Genomic DNA, 15,719 nt, shown 5'->3' with positions numbered 1-15,719 from the left:
CTTGATAAAGCGTTTGATAAAAGGCTTCTGATTTTTCATCTAACATTCGTTCATAACGAGTCGTCGCTTTTCGCCAAACAAAACTGAACTTGTTGGCGTCTGCTTCAATTTTTGTACCGTCAACGAATATCGCTTCATTATCAATGACTTGATTGGTAATCAATTGACGTCGAAATAAGACAAATGTTTCAGCTAACAGGTGAGCAGTTGTCTCATGACTACGGAATCGATTGATCGTACGATAGCTGACTTGTTCATGGTTCGCTAACCAACGCATACGATAACTATCATCCAATAGAAATTCTATTTTCCTTCCAGAGAACACTCGTTGTGTATACGCATAAAGAATAATTTTTAACATCATTTTTGGATGATAGGCTGGGCGACCGAGTTGTTGTTCTAGTTGATTAAAGAGTGTTTGAGGAATCGTTTCAACTAAGGCATTCACCGCAAAAGCAACATCTGTTTCTGGAATATATTGTTCTATATCTAATGGTAAAGTTGTTTGATTAATGGTATAATTTTTAAACATAAGGCACACTCCTTTTTGGTTGAGTTTAGTCACTTTAATCTTATAAGGTCGTGTGCTTTTTGTATACCTTAAAATCAAAAAAAGTGGGACAATAATCAGATTTTTTTCTAACTATTGTCCCACACTCTTTTCTAAAGATGATTGCTTTTTACAGCGTATTTTTTTATAATGAAGTGCAATCTGTTGAGAATCATTCTCAATTTAGCAGATATTTGACAAGTACAGGCTTCATAAAAGAAGGGGAACTATGGATATTCTAACAGCGGCTGATTTGACAAGCGGTTATGGCAGGGAAATAATCAGCATGAATTTAAATACCTCTTTTGAAAGAGGATCAATGACCAGTATTATCGGACCAAACGGATGTGGGAAATCTACATTGCTGAAAACGCTGGCAAGGATATTACCTGAATTAAGCGGGCAGATTCTTTTAGACAGTAAAAATTTGAATCAGTATACATCCAAAGAAATAGCTCAGAAACTAGCCATTCTCTCTCAAACTCCAGAAAACTCGATTGATCTTTCTGTTTTTGATTTAGTTTCTTTCGGTCGCCATCCTTACCAGAAAGGCTGGAAAAGCATTACTGTAGAAGATCAGAAATATATCCAGTGGGCATTGGAGATGACCGGACTGACAGAACTGGCACGTGAATCTGTGGCCATTTTATCAGGAGGACAGCGACAAAGGGTGTGGATTGCTATGGCACTGGTACAGGATACGGAGATTCTGCTATTGGATGAACCGACAACCTATCTTGATCCTGCACATCAGTTGGAAATTCTGAATGTTTTAAAAATGATTAATCAGGAACAGAAAAAAACAATTATTATGACAATTCATGACATTAATCTGGCTTCCAGGTTCTCGGATCAGGTAATTGCAATGAGAGAAGGACAGATATTTAAAAAAGGAACACCAGTGGAGGTCATCACTGAAGAAACGCTGAGACAGGTGTTCTCGATTGATGCAGAGATTGTCTGTCACGGCAAAACGAAGCGCCCGCTAGTGCTTTCTTATGAAATGGCGGATAAGGAGAATGCATATGAATGTGAAGGCTAAGCTGCAACAGCAGCAGGGGCTGGCGTTTCTGCTCCTAATACTTCTTCTGCTAATCATGATGATTATCTCCATAAGTAATGGAGCGGTTAACGTTCCTTTTAAAATTATGAAAGAAAGTTTTTTACAATTTGATCAGGAGAACCAGCTGCATCAGGTGATTTATTCGATTCGCCTGCCCAGAGTACTTGGCGCTGCTTTAGTTGGAACAAGTCTGGCGGTGACTGGGGCATTGGCTCAGGGGATTACGCAAAATCCGTTGGCAGATTCCGGGCTTTTGGGTATTAATGCCGGAGCTGCTCTGGGAATTGCGGTATCGTTCGCTTTTCTGCCTAGTGCAGGGTATTGGCAAATTTTACTGGTGTCCTTTTTGGGTGCTGGTGTCAGTGTCTATCTGATATACAAGATATCCAGTCGTTCCCGGCAAGGTGCAACACCTATCCGGCTGACGTTGGCTGGTGCCGGTATCAGCGCCTTATTTATTTCAATCAGCCAGTTTATCGCTCTTTGGTTTAATCTCAGTCAGGATATTACCTTCTGGTCCTTAGGAGGTGTCAGTGTGATTTCATGGAAGCAGCTGCAGTTTGCTGCGCCAATCTTTCTTCTGGCAATAGCGGCTTCACTTTTCTACAGCTCTTCTGTCACAGTCTTGCGTTTTGGTGATGACACTGCAGTCAGTCTAGGGAAAAATCCTCAGCATATTCGTTTGACGGTTAGTGTGCTGATTCTTATTTTATCTGGTCTGTCGGTTGCCATTGCCGGGTCAGTGAGCTTTGTCGGTTTGATTGTTCCACATATGATGCGTTTTTTTGCAGGAGAGAATTATCGGAAGCTGATCCCCTTTTCTGCTGTCGGCGGGGCTCTGCTAGTTGTTTCAGCTGATTTTACAGCCCGAATGATTAATCCCCCTTTTGAAACACCGTTTGGGGTTGTTGTTGCATTAATTGGGATTCCTTTCTTTATTTATCTGTTTAGAAAAGGAGGAAACCTAGGATGAGTAAAAAGAAGATAATGGTTATGTATAGCCTGTTTCTTATGTTGACTCTAGCAGCAGCGCTTTTCAGTCTGATGCACGGACAGATATCAGTTTCCTTTGAGGAACTGTGTCAGGTTTTTCTTGGTGGCGGAAGCCGAGCACAACGTTTGTTAATCCTGGATTTTCGACTCCCCAGAATTTTACTTGCTGTACTTGCTGGTGGGGCGTTAGGCTTAAGTGGGACTATTTTGCAAAGTGTGACACAGAATCCTTTGGCAGATACTGGGATTATGGGGATTAATGCAGGAGCTGGTTTTACTGTGCTCTTGTTTATAAGCTTTATAGAAACTAGCGGCTTGACTGTATTTTTGCTGCCTGCTGTTGCATTGATTGGTGCTTTGGCTGCGGCTGGAGGCATCGTCTGGATTGCCTATGATCGCAGAAAAGGAATCACACCGGTAAGAATGGTTTTGACTGGGGTGGTTTTAAGTACTGGGATTTCGGCACTGACTATTTTGCTGATGACAAAACTGGATTCTGAAAATTACCGCTTTGTTACGATGTGGCAGGCGGGAAGTATTTGGGGCAGCAGTTGGACATTTGTGTGGGCGTTAATTCCCTGGCTGTTCATTTCTTTTTTGCTGACCATGCATAAACATCGGATTTATGATATTTTTCAATTGGGAGATGAAGCATCAGCCTCAGTTGGTGTGAGTGTAGGGAAAGAACGATTGCTCTCATTAATATTGGCAGTTGCGGTGGCTGCATCAGCTATTTCAGTTACTGGAGGTATTAATTTTCTGGGATTGATTGCCCCTCATATTGTCAGAGGGCTGGGATTTAAAAAGCATAGAGAACTGCTGCCGGCTTCCTTATTAGTTGGCGGGTTGCTGTTGGTGGTTAGTGACACGATTGGCCGTTTACTGCTGGAAAGTGGTGAAATTCCGGCAGGTGTGATTGTTGCCATTGTCGGAGCTCCTTATTTCCTATATTTGCTGCTGAAAAGTGAAAAGTGATGATTGCTGTCAGAGAGAAACCTTTTAATAGGCTATGAGCGCTTGCTGGATTCTGGCTTGTGCGACTTTTTGGATCGGAACAGAAGCAATGTGATTTGCAGCAGAAAGCGGTGCCGTTAGAATTTTAAATGACAAATCGTTGACTGGCGAAAGAGCTTGAAAAAGTATATGATTATCTTGAGTCAAACAATACTTTTAGAGCAGGTGAAAGAATGGATAATTTTCGTTTTTATGTACCAACTGATGTACGTTTTGGGAAAGATCGTTTAAAGGATGAATTGACAGATGCATTGAACGTTTTTGGAAAAACTGTCCTGTTGGCTTATGGTGGGGGAAGTATTAAGAAGAACGGTCTGTATAACCAGGTTCTTGAATTGCTGGAGAAGAATCAAAACAATGTAGTGGAGCTAAACGGAATTGAGCCTAATCCCCGGATTGAAACAGTGGATCGCGGGATTGCTTTGTGTCGTGAGCATAAAGTGGATGTGATTTTGGCTGTTGGCGGCGGTTCTACCATTGATTGTGCCAAAGTTGTTGCTGCCGGCTATTATTATGAAAAATCAGCGTGGGAGCTTGTTTTGGAAAGGCGAACATTTAACGGACCCGCATTGCCTCTTGTAACTATTCTGACGTTGGCAGCAACAGGCAGTGAGATGAACAGCGGAGCAGTTATCAGTAACCTTGCTGCAAACCAAAAGCTGGGTGTGGGCGCGCCTTCCATGATACCAAAGGTTTCTTTCCTTGATCCTCAGAATACATTTACGGTTCCTGCGTATCAAACCGCAGCTGGTTCGGCAGATATATTAAGTCATTTATTTGAAAACTATTTTAAGAAAACGATTGGAGCGGATGTTCAGGATTTTGTTTCTGAAGGATTGATGAAAACTGTGATTAAGAACTGCCCGATTGCTTTGAAGACACCGGACAATTATGATGCCCGTGCCAATCTGATGTGGGCCAGCAGTCTTGCGTTGAATGGTCTGACAGGAAATGGAAAAGACGGTGCATGGTCTTGCCACCCGATGGAACATGAGTTGAGTGCATTTTATGATATTACGCATGGTGTAGGACTGGCTATTTTAACACCACGCTGGATGTCGCATGTATTGTCGGAAGAAACAGCAGCTAAATTCCAGCAATTTGCTAAAAATGTGTGGAATATTGAAGAAGCGGATGCAATGACTGCTGCTAAAAAAGGAATACAGGCAACTTATGATTTCTTTAAATCCTGCGGTATTCCAATGACTCTTCCAGAAGTGGGGATTAATGAAGAAAAATTGACCGAAATGGCTGAGCAGGCAGTAAAACACAGTACAATCGAAACAGCTGCGTATGTCCCGCTATCTGTTTATGATGTTATTTCCATTTATCAGGCATGTATGTCGGAATCTGCATTTATCTAGGACCTGTTTGGAAAAGTGATTTTGCAATATTTTTTTAGATAAGCCCTAATAAAAAATAAGCGAGGTTGTGACAAGCTTCTCTATGCGACGAGTAATTGCAAGAGCACATCTTTTCTCCTCGAAGCATGGAGGGGCTTTGCTTCTACGCTTCTTTGAATGCTCATCCCATGTTTTAAGGTTATGCAAGAACGTGCTCCTACGCTTTTACGAATGCTTGAATCATACAAAGACTGGAACAGCGTTTATTCGATTTTAAGGGTTCTAGATATACTAATATCACAGCTACGCTTATTTTTATTATAGAAAGTTTTCTTGTATTTAACCGGTTCAGCAAACAATTATGTTCCCTGAACGTCCAGTACTGAATAGCTGCGCTGATCAAATCGGCTGCGGCTTTTTGAGTATTCTATCGGACGTCCATTTTTCAAGTAAATAATTTGCTCCACTTCAAGTATGGGATCATCTACACTGCAATTAAGGTATTCCTGATCATAGTGGTTGCTTTTGTCCGCCTGAATGGAACGAAAAGCACCGGCAAATTGAATACCCAAACTTTTTTTCAGGTAATCATAAATGGAATTTAACAGAACATCATTGGTTAAGCCGGGAACCAGATCAACAGGCATAAAGGTATGTTCCAGTACATATGGTTTTTTCTCCAGAATTCTTAATCGAATGATCTTGTAGACGGGCTGTTCCGGTCGAAGCATTAAACGTTCCTGTACATTTTCGCTGGGAAATTCCACTTCAAACAGGATGACCTGACTGGCAAGCTCCCGGTTGGCGGCATTCATCTGGACACTAAGCCCCTGATATTCATTGGCAGGAGAAGTATCTCTGTCCCAAAAAGAGTGATTTAACACTCGAGTACCGGCTCCGCGCTGCGCATAAACCAGTCCTTCCATTGTCAAAATATTCACAGCTTTTTTGATCGTCATTCTGCTGACTGAAAATTCCTTGACTAAATCAGTTTGATTTGGCAGCAGAGTGTCAGGAGGATATATTTTATTTTTTATGCGTTCCCGCAGTATATTCGCAATCTCTTCGTATTTTGGCATACAACTTTCACCTCAATCATGAGTATAACGAACTCTGTGACTTTCTACAACGATAATTTTTTTATACAGTATTTATAAGTGAAAACAGCGATGACGAAAAATTTGCTCACCTTTTCAGAAAATGAGGCTGTCATCGTTTTTTTTGTTTACTCTCCGTAATTATTGCAAGAGCGATTTTTAAAAAGCATTAGGACCTTTTGATAGGCAAAAATTTCTTTTCTGCAATATACTTTATATTTTGAGGTAAAGGAAAAGGCCGGAATAGAAATCCAGCCTTTTCGATCATTTTAGAAAGTTGAATATCAGATATTGACATCTGCCTGTTTGTCCATAATTTTTAAGAATGGAAACCAGATGAGAGCGACTATGATGAAGTCAATCACCTGTAGCAGTCCGCCCAGCCAAGAGTTGGTAGCAAGAACACCGCTTGCAATAATTGGAACTGTCCATGGGACAGAGACTCCGGTTGGCGGAGGAACAATTCCAGCTGCCATAACAAGATAGTTTATGGTTGTTACAACGATTGGAGCCAGAACCCATGGAATAAGGATTGAGGCATTTAAAACGATCGGCAAACCGAAGATTACAGGTTCGTTTACGTTAAACAGCCCGGGTGCTAATGCTAAACGGCCAACATCCTTATATTGTTTTTTCTTAAGGAAGAAGGCCATAATCAGAACTACAGCCAAGGTCATACCGGAGCCGCCAAGACCTACAGTGAATGTTTCCATGAATGGTTTTGTAATAATATGCGGCAATTCTTTTCCTGCCTGGTAAGCTTCCAAATTATCAAGCATTAATGTATTCCAGATTGGGTCCATTACAGAATTTACAATGATTTGACCATGCAAACCGAAAAACCACAGGAATTGAACGAAAAACAGTGCAATCAGTGTTGCTGGAAGACTGCTTCCCAAACCAGTCAATGGTTGTTGAATTACTTCGTAAATTACGTCATGAAGGTTTGTGTCGAAGAATCCAGTTACTGCTGCATTGATGAACAAGAAAATAGTTAAGGTACAGACTGCTGGAATCAGTGCTGCAAAAGATTTTGTTACTGCTGGAGGAACGCCATCCGGCATTTTAATCTGCCAGCCTCGTTTTGTAATACGACAGTAGATTTCCGCTGCAAGAAAAGCAGCAATCATACCAATGAACATGCCTTTAGCACCGAGGCGGTCAAGACTTAACACACCGCTTATGGTTTCACCGCTTTCAAGAGTTATGAAAAAGGGTGTCAGGATCAGGAAGCTGGCAAATGAAACAGCTCCGCCAAAAATGCCCTCTACATCATAAGATTTAGATAAATAATAGCCGATACCAAAAGTGACAAACACTGACATGATACTCATTGTAGCATTTTGACCATTTCCAAACAGATTCCCCAAATTTCCTTTTAAGTCATCACTGAAAAATGGCAGATTATTAATAACCACTACAATTGAACCAAACATTGTTAACGGAAATGACAGCATAAATGCATCTCTTAAAACAGTTAGATAGCGATTTTGTCCTAGCCAGTTAGCTAAAGGCATAATTTTTTCGCTAAGCTTATCCATAAAACTATTCATAAATATCCCCCTAAATATTTTTTTGTAACCGATCACAACGACAAATATACCATCTTTTAATTTAAATGTCTATCCTTTAAAATAAATGTATATACTTTTGTTTGCAAAGATTGATTTTTGTGGTGAAGTAGATTATTATGGGAATGGATATAAGAAGGGATGGATAAACATGACAACATACAAATTTCCTGAAAATTTCTGGTGGGGATCAGCAGCAAGCGGACCACAGACAGAAGGCCGTGCAGCAGGTGACGGTAAAGGAGAAAGTCTATGGGATGAATGGTACAAACTGGCTCCGGAAAAGTTTTTTAATGAGGTAGGACCAGAGAAAACATCTCAGGTTTATACAAAATATAAAGAGGATATCCAGTTGATGAAGGAAACCGGACATACAACATTTCGGACGTCTATTCAGTGGAGTCGTCTAATTCCAAACGGCACGGGAGAAGTGAATCCCAAGGCTGTTGCTTTCTATAATGACTACATTAATGAAATGATTGAAGCAGGCATCGAACCTTTCATGAATTTATATCACTTTGATATGCCCTGGACGCTGCAAGAACAGGGTGGCTGGCTAAATAGAAAAACTGTGGATGCCTATGTGGAATTTGCGAAAACATGTTTTGAATTATTCGGTGATCGTGTAAAAAAATGGTTTACGCATAATGAGCCGATTGTACCGGTTGAAGCAGGCTATCTGTATCAGTTCCATTATCCAGAAGAAATCAACCTGAAGCATGCGATTCAAGTGGCTTATCATGAAGCATTATCCAGTGCATTGGCTGTGAAGGTGTACCATGAAATGGAGCTGGACGGACAGATCGGGATTATTCTGAATCTGACACCAAGCTATCCGCGTGATGAATCCAACCCTGAAGATGTGAAAGCAGCGGCGATTGCAGATGCATTCTTTAACCGTTCATTCCTTGATCCGGCAGTGAAAGGTGAGTTTCCGTCAGAATTGATAGAGATTGTTAAAGAGCTGGATATGGTTCCTGAAATGCAGGAAGATGATTTAGTCGTTATCAAAGAGAATACAATTGATATTCTGGGAATCAATTATTATCAGCCTCGTCGTATTAAAGCAAAAGAATCAGCAGTGGATCATACACATGGACCAATGCCGGATGACTACTTTGATGTATATGACATGCCTGGTAAAAAGATGAACCCTTATCGTGGATGGGAAATCTATGAAAAAGGGATTTATGATATCTTGACGAATGTAAGAGAAAATTATGGCAACATTCCCTGCTACATTTCTGAAAACGGAATGGGTGTTGAAGGGGAAGAAAAATATATCAATGAACTGGGTGTTATTGAAGATGACTACCGCATTGAATTTGTAAAAGATCATCTGCGTTATGTGCATCGGGCGCTTGAGGAAGGCAGCAACTGCCTAGGCTACCACATGTGGACATGCATGGACAACTGGTCATGGACAAATGCTTATAAAAATCGTTATGGCTTTATTGCAGTTGATCTGGCAGAAGACGGCAAACGCACAATTAAAAAGTCAGGTCGCTGGTTTAGAACAGTTTCTGATAGTAATGGGTTTGATGATTAATAAAATGAATAAACAGGTAAAAATGTAAGCAATTGAATTAATTTTTGCCAATGTACAGGGATTCCTTGGAAAATCAGGGGATTCCTGTTTTATTTTCTCTATGATTTTCATATAGGAGGTACAAATTTTTGAGGGAAATCAGTTATGGGTGTATTCTTTATGTCAGAATCAGTTAGTTGTTTCTGTCTTTTGTGGAACTGCTGATGTTGAATAACAGCGATTTGTTTTAATTAGGAGGAACAAAGAATGGCAGACTACGAACAAAAAGAAGTTAAACTATTGGAAAAAATTGGCAAGGAAATGTCTAAGCTGGCTGAGCCGCTGGCCAAGATTGAAGATAATGCCAGCAAAATCAAGTGCTTTTATGAACAGGAAAAAGCACTTATATGAAGTAAAATCGATTAGTCGCAAAGAAAATAAAATCGAAAGAGATGAAGAAAAGGCGGCTGAACAAGAGAATGATAGTATTGACAAGCAGCTCAATTACGAGGGTTCTTTGGTAAAAGGTAATATTCAAGAAATTGAGCAACTAGATGTAACTTTAGACGGCATTCACGATGATGACAATTAGGTCAAATGCTACATGGAACAGAAGAAAATAATTTATGAAGTAAAGAAGATACTGAGAAACTGGTTGAATAACATAATGAGGAAAGGGAGTGACCTCATAATAATGTGTGCCCCTCTTTTTTAGTTAAACGACTACCGGAGTCTAACTAAAAAAGAACCGCTCGAAAGTTCCGAGCGGGTTCTTAAAAAGATATTCTTATAAATAATATTTCTTCGCAACTGTTAAATCATCGTTTAATTCATAAACAAGAGGTTGTCCAGTTGGAATTTCAAGATCCATGATATCTTCATCAGAGATGCCTTCGATATGTTTTGCCAATGCACGTAAAGAGTTTCCATGTGCTGCAACTAAAACAGTTTTATTGTCCAATAGAGCAGGAGCAATTTCGTCTTGCCAGAAAGGTAAGGCACGTTCTAATGTAACCTTCAGATTTTCTCCGCCTGGGACATCACGCTTGTCAAGCATTGCATAACGACGGTCATTTGCAGCTGATTCCGGATCAGTTACTTCCAATAATGGAGGCAGAGTATCATAAGAACGACGCCAAATGTGTACTTGCTCATCGCCATATTTTTCAGCTGTTTCTTTTTTGTTTAATCCTTGAAGTTTACCATAATGACGTTCGTTTAAGCGCCATGATTTGATTTGAGGAACCCACAATTGATCTGAGTTTTCTAAAATCAGGTTACATGTTTTGATTGCACGAGTTAATACTGAAGTATATGCTACATCAAATTCAATTCCTGCTTCTTTAATTTTGCGTCCGCCTTCTATGGCTTCTTCGATCCCTTCAGGTGCTAAATCCACATCAACCCATCCGGTAAATTGATTCAATGCATTCCATTCACTTAATCCGTGACGAGAAAAAACTAATTTTGGCATGATAAGTCTCCTTTATATATGGTTTCTGAAAATTTCATTACTTGTTTATTGTACAATGTTTTTCATTGAATTTCCAATATAAATTAGCAAACAGCCAAGAATCTGGCGCAACAGGAAAAGCCGCAGCAATCGTAACAGAGCAGAGAAGGGGAAGTGATAAGCTTGAATACAGGATAAAAAAGCAGGAAATAAAAAATGCTGAGACAGTTTTATCTCAGAAAACCAATCTCAGCTTAACTCTCTCAATTATTCATTTGTTGAATATCCGCTTCTGTTAAATTTATATATTTATAGCAGGTTCCAATCGAAACCTGGCATTTTGAAGCAATAACCTGAACATTTTCATGGTTGTCATAATACATCTGCCGTATTTTATGAACAACCTTCATATCGATTTTAGGGCGCCCTCCGATTTTGCCTCTTTTACGGGCATTTGTCAGTCCGATCAGCGTTCGTTCTTTAATCAGCTCGCACTCCATTTTTGCCAGTCCCTGCATTAACTTAAAATAAATAGGACCTTCCGGACCGCGGGTATCTATTTTTTCTTCAAGACTGACTAAATGGATATGGTTCTTCTTGAAAAAATGGGCGAATTCAGTCAGTTGTCTGGTAGATTTCCCCAGATGGTTAAGTCGGCAGATTACTAATGTATCATCTTCTTTCAAATCATCAACAATTGAATCAAGAAGTGAGCAATTGACATTGTTTTCAGCAGGCTTAAATGTATCCTGATAAATTTTGTCACATCCATAGGTTGAAAGCAAAGAGAGCTGTGTATCCAGATCGCATTCATTTATAGTCGTTCGTGCATAACCGATAAAATTCATAGAATATCCTTTCCTATATAGTTTGATAGTTTTGAGCTTAAATATAATTGGGACAGGGAGAGAAAGAAATCTAGCGTGAGTGAGCTTGAATCGTCTGCGGGCCTTCATTACTTCCAACAATCACAGTTGAGACAATGTTTAAAAACAAGCCATGCTCCACGACGCCTACCAGCTGATCAAGATAAGAGCCCAGTGCAATTGGGTCTGGAATCACATTCATTTGCAGATCGATAATATAGTGTCCGCCATCGGTTATTAAAGGAGTGCCGTCTTGCAATGTTCGGATGGACGGGTTGAAACCTTTTGTTTCAAAAAGGTACAATAACTGCTGACTGCCGTAAGGAATGACTTCGACTGGAAGAGGGAATGCCCCAAGCTTGTCCACCAGTTTTGACTCGTCAACAATCCAAATGTTTTTTCTGGAATAAGTAGCAACAATCTTTTCAAAAAGCAGAGCTGCGCCGCCGCCTTTAATTCCATGAAAATTGGAACTGATTTCATCCGCACCATCAATTGTTATGTCTACATGGGAAACATCATCAATACTTTTTAACGTAATTCCTAGCTCAAGTGCCTGTCTTTCAGTTGCTTTAGACGTTGTTACACCAACAATATTAAGATTTTCTTCGTTCACGCGCCGTCCAATTTCATCAACCATGTACTTTGCGGTTGAACCGGTTCCCAAACCAACAATCATTCCATCTTTGACATATTTAGCTGCTTCAATTCCCACCATTTGTTTTTGATTCATTTCAGTGCAAGCTCCTTTCGCTTTATCAAAAATATTGTACCGTTTCTTGAATAGAAAAGATAGAAAGGATTAAAAAAAGTGGGAAAAAAATGAAGAAAAATCTAAGAATAATATTTGATGAAAAAAACACTTCAAAAGCTTGACAGATAGGGTATATCGTGCTATCCTAGCGAAGGTGCTTTATGTACAGGTCTCTCGTTGAGACGTGCTGACTGTCTATCAAAGCATATTTGATAAAGGATGCATAGATGCATTATTTTTTATCGCAAAAAAAGAACCACCTGGATGTGTGGAACTAGAAGCGAATTGAGGAAGGAGGAAAACAAGGAATGCCTACAATTAATCAATTAGTACGTAAACCTCGTAAATCAAAGGTAGAGAAATCTAACTCACCTGCATTGAACAAAGGATATAATAGTTTCAAGAAATCTCAAACAAACGTGAACTCTCCGCAAAAACGTGGGGTATGTACACGTGTGGGGACTATGACACCTAAAAAACCGAACTCAGCTTTACGTAAATATGCCCGTGTTCGTTTGTCAAACTTGATCGAAGTAACAGCATATATCCCAGGGATTGGTCATAATTTACAAGAACATAGTGTAGTATTGCTGCGCGGTGGACGTGTAAAAGACTTGCCAGGGGTACGTTATCATATCGTTCGTGGTGCGCTTGATACTGCCGGCGTTAACGATCGTAAACAAAGCCGTTCTAAATATGGTACTAAACGACCAAAAGCTGCTAATTAATTTGCTGACAACTAACATATTATATAGAAGAAATATTTCGGAAGGAGGAGTTACGAATGCCTCGTAAAGGTCCTGTTGCAAAACGTGATGTTTTACCAGATCCTATTTATAACTCAAAATTAGTTACTCGCTTAATCAACCGTGTAATGGTTGACGGAAAACGCGGGATTGCTGCTAATATTATCTATAATTCATTTGATATTATTAAAGAATCTACAGGTAACGATCCATTGGAAGTTTTTGAACAAGCCATGAAGAACGTTATGCCTGTTCTTGAAGTAAAAGCCCGCCGTGTTGGGGGTTCTAACTATCAAGTACCAGTTGAAGTTCGTCCAGAACGTCGTACGACTTTAGGTCTTCGTTGGGTTGTTAACTACGCACGTCTGCGTGGCGAACACACAATGGAACAACGCTTAGCAAAAGAAATAATGGATGCTGCCAACAATACTGGCGCTTCAGTTAAGAAACGTGAAGATACACATAAAATGGCTGACGCTAACCGTGCATTTGCACATTATCGTTGGTAAGATCCCTCTCTGTGTGCAGCTTCAGACTGCATCAGATAAGTTTTTACAGTTCATTTAAATAAAGAGAGGAGAAATAAGCTGAATGGCAAGAGAATTTTCGTTAGAAAACACTCGTAATATCGGTATCATGGCTCACGTTGATGCGGGTAAAACAACAACAACAGAGCGTATCTTATATTATACTGGTAAAATCCATAAAATTGGTGAAACCCACGAAGGGGCTTCACAAATGGACTGGATGGAGCAAGAACAAGAACGTGGTATTACGATTACTTCTGCTGCAACAACTGCGCAGTGGAAAGGGTATCGTGTTAATATCATTGATACACCAGGGCACGTGGATTTTACAATTGAAGTGCAGCGCTCTCTTCGTGTATTGGATGGTGCGGTTACCGTTCTTGATTCGCAGTCAGGTGTTGAGCCTCAAACTGAAACAGTTTGGCGTCAAGCGACTGAATACAAAGTTCCTCGTGTTGTTTTTTGTAACAAGATGGATAAAATTGGTGCAGACTTTCTATATTCAGTAAACTCATTACATGACCGTTTACAAGCGAATGCGCATCCGATTCAATTACCAATCGGTGCTGAAGAAGATTTTACTGGAATCATTGACTTAGTTAAGATGAAAGCTGAAATCTACACAAATGATTTGGGAACAGATATTCAGGAAACTGAAATCCCAGAAGAATATATGGAACAAGCTACTGAATGGCGTGAAAAATTGGTCGAAGCAGTTGCTGAAACTGATGAAGACTTAATGATGAAATATCTGGAAGGCGAAGAAATTACTGAAGAAGAATTAAAAGCGGGTATCCGTAAAGCAACAATCAATGTTGAATTCTTTCCTGTAATGGCTGGTTCAGCCTTCAAAAACAAAGGGGTTCAATTGATGTTGGATGCGGTACTTGACTATCTGCCGTCACCACTTGACATTGAAGCTATCAAAGGAATTGACTCGAAGACAGGTGAAGAAACAACTCGCCCTGCTGATGATGAAGCACCATTTGCATCATTAGCCTTCAAAGTTATGACTGACCCGTTTGTTGGTCGTTTAACTTTCTTCCGTGTATATTCTGGTGTTCTTGAAAGTGGTTCATATGTACTGAACGCTTCTAAGGATAAAAAAGAACGTATTGGACGTATTCTGCAAATGCACGCAAATACTCGTCAAGAAATTGACAAAGTATATTCAGGTGACATCGCAGCTGCGGTTGGTTTGAAAGATACAACAACAGGGGATACGTTATGTGCGCTGGATTCACCAGTTATCCTTGAATCAATTGAGTTCCCAGAACCAGTTATTCAAGTTGCGGTTGAACCTAAGTCAAAAGCAGACCAAGATAAAATGGGTGTAGCATTGCAAAAACTTGCAGAAGAAGATCCTTCATTCCGTGTTGAATCAAACGTTGAAACTGGTGAAACAGTTATCTCTGGTATGGGAGAACTTCACTTGGATGTATTGGTTGACCGTATGAGACGTGAATTCAAAGTTGAAGCGAATGTGGGTGCTCCTCAAGTATCTTATCGTGAAACATTCCGTGCACCAGTTACTCAAGCTGAAGGTAAATTTGTCCGTCAGTCCGGTGGTAAAGGTCAATACGGGCATGTTTGGGTTGAATTTACACCAAACGAAGAAGGAAAAGGCTTTGAATTTGAAAATGCAATCGTCGGTGGTGTGGTTCCTCGTGAATACATTCCAGCTGTAGAAAAAGGATTGCGCGACTCAATGGACAATGGGGTACTTGCTGGTTATCCATTAGTTGATATTAAAGCAAAACTTTATGATGGTTCTTATCATGATGTCGATTCAAATGAAACTGCCTTCCGTGTAGCGGCGTCTATGGCTTTACGTGCTGCTTCGAAAAAGGCAAATCCTGTAATTTTAGAGCCGATGATGAAAGTAACAGTTACCGTTCCTGAAGATTACTTAGGTGATATTATGGGACACGTTACAAGTCGTCGTGGACGTGTTGAAGGAATGGAAGCGCATGGTAACTCACAAATCGTGAATGCGATCGTACCTTTGGCTGAAATGTTCGGCTATGCTACAACATTACGTTCTGCAACACAAGGACGCGGAACCTTTATGATGGTATTTGACCACTATGAAGATGTACCTAAGTCCATCCAAGAAGAAATTATCAAGAAAAATGGCGGTAATTCCGCTGAATAGTTAAAGGCTGCTTTGAGAAGCTAACTTAGGACTAGGCTTTTTTTGAGATTTCGGGTAAA

16 protein-coding genes are annotated in these 15,719 nt (G+C 40.1%); 10 read left to right on the top strand and 6 right to left on the bottom strand.

The window, feature by feature from the left end; genetic code table 11:
- Window positions 1-532, bottom strand: a 532-nt coding sequence (locus LI951_RS06365; RefSeq protein ID WP_229441623.1) for a transposase, incomplete at its 3' end; no start/stop codon positions are given.
- A 247-nt stretch (window positions 533-779) separates the two neighbouring features.
- Here LI951_RS06365 and LI951_RS06360 point away from each other — a divergent pair.
- The 4 genes from LI951_RS06360 to LI951_RS06345 all read left to right on the top strand — a co-directional run bounded on the left by LI951_RS06360 (window position 780) and on the right by LI951_RS06345 (window position 4,984).
- Window positions 780-1,592, top strand: a complete 813-nt coding sequence (locus LI951_RS06360; protein ID WP_229441622.1) for an ABC transporter ATP-binding protein — start codon at window positions 780-782, stop codon at window positions 1,590-1,592.
- Window positions 1,576-2,586 carry a FecCD family ABC transporter permease gene (locus tag LI951_RS06355; protein ID WP_229441621.1) on the top strand — a complete coding sequence of 337 codons (1,011 nt, stop codon included), beginning with the start codon at window positions 1,576-1,578 and terminating at the stop codon, window positions 2,584-2,586. The genes LI951_RS06360 and LI951_RS06355 overlap by 17 nt, the downstream gene beginning before the upstream one ends.
- Entirely contained in the window at window positions 2,583-3,581 is a 999-nt protein-coding gene (locus tag LI951_RS06350) for a FecCD family ABC transporter permease (RefSeq protein WP_229441620.1), read from the top strand. Before LI951_RS06355 ends, LI951_RS06350 begins: the two co-directional genes overlap by 4 nt.
- A 212-nt stretch (window positions 3,582-3,793) precedes the next feature.
- Entirely contained in the window at window positions 3,794-4,984 is a 1,191-nt protein-coding gene (locus LI951_RS06345) for an iron-containing alcohol dehydrogenase (protein WP_229441619.1), read from the top strand.
- A gap of 338 nt (window positions 4,985-5,322) precedes the next feature.
- On the opposite strand, the gene LI951_RS06340 is transcribed toward LI951_RS06345, so the two are convergent.
- Together LI951_RS06340 and celB are read right to left on the bottom strand one after the other, a co-directional pair.
- A complete protein-coding gene (locus tag LI951_RS06340; protein ID WP_202068205.1) occupies window positions 5,323-6,042 on the bottom strand; it encodes a GntR family transcriptional regulator in 720 nt (239 codons plus the stop codon).
- A gap of 302 nt (window positions 6,043-6,344) precedes the next feature.
- Window positions 6,345-7,613, bottom strand: coding sequence for a PTS cellobiose transporter subunit IIC (gene celB / locus LI951_RS06335; protein ID WP_229441618.1), 1,269 nt, complete (start codon window positions 7,611-7,613; stop codon window positions 6,345-6,347).
- A gap of 169 nt (window positions 7,614-7,782) precedes the next feature.
- Between celB and LI951_RS06330 the strand changes: the two genes are divergently transcribed.
- From LI951_RS06330 to LI951_RS06320, 3 genes are all read left to right on the top strand, one after another.
- On the top strand, window positions 7,783-9,180 hold the full coding sequence (locus LI951_RS06330; protein WP_229441617.1) for a glycoside hydrolase family 1 protein: 1,398 nt from the start codon (window positions 7,783-7,785) through the stop codon (window positions 9,178-9,180).
- Between the two features lie 246 nt (window positions 9,181-9,426).
- Window positions 9,427-9,570, top strand: a complete 144-nt coding sequence (locus LI951_RS06325; protein WP_229441616.1) for a hypothetical protein — start codon at window positions 9,427-9,429, stop codon at window positions 9,568-9,570.
- Complete coding sequence (locus LI951_RS06320) at window positions 9,521-9,751, top strand: hypothetical protein (protein WP_229441615.1); 231 nt, start codon at window positions 9,521-9,523, stop codon at window positions 9,749-9,751. Before LI951_RS06325 ends, LI951_RS06320 begins: the two co-directional genes overlap by 50 nt.
- Before the next feature lie 195 nt (window positions 9,752-9,946).
- Here the strand turns inward: LI951_RS06320 and gpmA are convergent, their stop codons facing one another.
- From gpmA to rpiA, 3 genes are all read right to left on the bottom strand, one after another.
- Window positions 9,947-10,633, bottom strand: coding sequence for a 2,3-diphosphoglycerate-dependent phosphoglycerate mutase (gene gpmA / locus LI951_RS06315; protein WP_202068194.1), 687 nt, complete (start codon window positions 10,631-10,633; stop codon window positions 9,947-9,949).
- Between the two features lie 242 nt (window positions 10,634-10,875).
- Window positions 10,876-11,460: a recombinase family protein gene (locus tag LI951_RS06310; RefSeq protein WP_202068193.1), complete on the bottom strand. Its 585-nt coding sequence runs from the start codon at window positions 11,458-11,460 to the stop codon at window positions 10,876-10,878.
- 70 nt (window positions 11,461-11,530) lie between these two features.
- Window positions 11,531-12,211 (bottom strand): ribose-5-phosphate isomerase RpiA, encoded by a 681-nt coding sequence (gene rpiA / locus LI951_RS06305; RefSeq protein WP_202068192.1) that lies wholly within the window; start codon window positions 12,209-12,211, stop codon window positions 11,531-11,533.
- 329 nt (window positions 12,212-12,540) lie between these two features.
- On the opposite strand from rpiA, the gene rpsL reads away from it, so the two are divergent.
- The 3 genes from rpsL (at window position 12,541) to fusA (ending at window position 15,660) form a co-directional block, all read left to right on the top strand.
- On the top strand, window positions 12,541-12,960 hold the full coding sequence (gene rpsL, locus LI951_RS06300) for a 30S ribosomal protein S12 (RefSeq protein WP_202068191.1): 420 nt from the start codon (window positions 12,541-12,543) through the stop codon (window positions 12,958-12,960).
- A 56-nt stretch (window positions 12,961-13,016) separates the two neighbouring features.
- Window positions 13,017-13,487: a 30S ribosomal protein S7 gene (gene rpsG / locus LI951_RS06295; RefSeq protein WP_069662405.1), complete on the top strand. Its 471-nt coding sequence runs from the start codon at window positions 13,017-13,019 to the stop codon at window positions 13,485-13,487.
- 82 nt (window positions 13,488-13,569) lie between these two features.
- Entirely contained in the window at window positions 13,570-15,660 is a 2,091-nt protein-coding gene (gene fusA, locus LI951_RS06290; protein ID WP_202068190.1) for an elongation factor G, read from the top strand.
- Window positions 15,661-15,719: the final 59 nt, after the last annotated feature.

Source organism: Enterococcus sp. BWT-B8 (assembly GCF_020567625.1).
Classification (GTDB): domain Bacteria; phylum Bacillota; class Bacilli; order Lactobacillales; family Enterococcaceae; genus Enterococcus_L.
Note: the sequence above shows the minus strand (reverse complement) of the source record. Positions and strands in the feature narration are given on the sequence as shown.